Annotated in this window: 1 protein-coding gene; it reads left to right on the forward strand. The window is 29.5% G+C overall.

Translation table 11 applies throughout. The features are described 5' to 3' along the window. Positions 1 to 1,259 (forward strand): hypothetical protein (locus EQ827_RS08685; RefSeq protein WP_219912690.1); only part of this gene is annotated, 1,259 nt, incomplete at its 5' end. Positions 1,260 to 1,547 lie beyond the last annotated feature (288 nt).

Below are 1,547 nucleotides of genomic sequence, written 5' to 3' on the forward strand. Positions count from 1 at the left end.
TAATTCTAATTATTTGGCAGATAATTATGATTGTTAATTTGACTACATACGTAGGATGGGATCCACAACAAACATTACTTTCAGTAATTGCTAGACCACAGATGCAAGGCTGGCTGCATGATTATTTGTCCTATGATCCCAATAATTTATCATTATATTATTTATTTGTATTCGTTAAAAATTTCTGCTCTTTTGTTCATTTACCGTTTTCGATGTTAGTAATTAATTATTTTAATATGATAATTATAGATATTGCTTTTTTATTTTTGATTATTGCTATTAAAATTTTAACTAATAGCAAAACAGCTCCCTTATTTGGATTAATAACAATTTCTACTTTATTAGGTTTTTCGCCTTGGATAATAGTGACATATACTGATACCATCTGCTTATTACCTGTAAGCTTAGGAATTTTATCATTAGCACTTTTAATTAAGAAAAGTAATTACTATGCTGCTGTAATTCTAGGTATTGCAGGAAGCTGCAGTTTTTTTGTTAAACCCTCTAGTTGTATTTATTATATAGCTGCAGTTATTATCTTAATTACTTTTCAAATTATTTATAAAACATGGAAAAATATTCCGATTATCTTAACTACTATCTTAGCTACCTTTTTAGTTACCTCAGGTTTACACTTTTTTAATACTCATCAAACTATGTATCCTATTGATCCGAGCTTGGCTACCTCACCTACTCAATATTTAATGATGGGTGCCCAAGGAAACGGTGGTTATAATCTACAAGATGTGTTATCAAACATTAATGATCCAGATAAAGAAAATTTACCACAAAAAAATTTAAATGAATACTTTAATAGAGTACAAAAGATGGGAATTATTGGATATCCTAAATTTCTAATAAATAAATTTTACTGGACAAACCATGACGGATCTTTTGGATGGGGAACTGAAGGGGGACCAGATTTTATTAATCAAACTACGCGCCCTTATTCTTCCAATTTTGGTGGTTTGTTACGGCGTTTTTATTGGCCTTTAGGCGATTTATCCTGGGCTTTTTACACATTAGCACAATTGATATGGATTACAGCAACAATTTTATTAGTCTTATCTTTTCAGTCAATTGAAGAATTGTCCCTAATAACTAAAAATTGGCTTTATCTCTCTATAATTGGAGCAAATGTTTTTCTATTACTTTTTGAGGCAGGCAGGAGTCGTTTCTTAATTCAATTTTTGCCAGTTTTAATAATTGTCATTGCTAACGCATTAGATTTTTTAGTATCTAAATCTAGTGATGAATAGAAAAATTAATATTAACAGTATTTTATAAAAAAGCACCTACGTTATTGTTATGATAATGTAGGTGCTTTTTTGTCGTAAAACCATATTGCTTCAAATATTTTTCTCGGCTTCATTATTACAGCAATTACTTTTTTAGTCAGCGAAAAGTATAATTATTGTCTAACAAAAATATACCTTTAACAGACAATAATTTTTGCGGTACTTTTAGGATTAAAAGTGTCTGATAAAGGTGTCTGAAAAGGCATGTTATTTTGAAGGTTGAATATGAACGCCTATCTTCCTGTCTCT

The organism is Bombilactobacillus bombi (assembly GCF_013607485.1).
Lineage (GTDB): Bacteria > Bacillota > Bacilli > Lactobacillales > Lactobacillaceae > Bombilactobacillus > Bombilactobacillus bombi_A.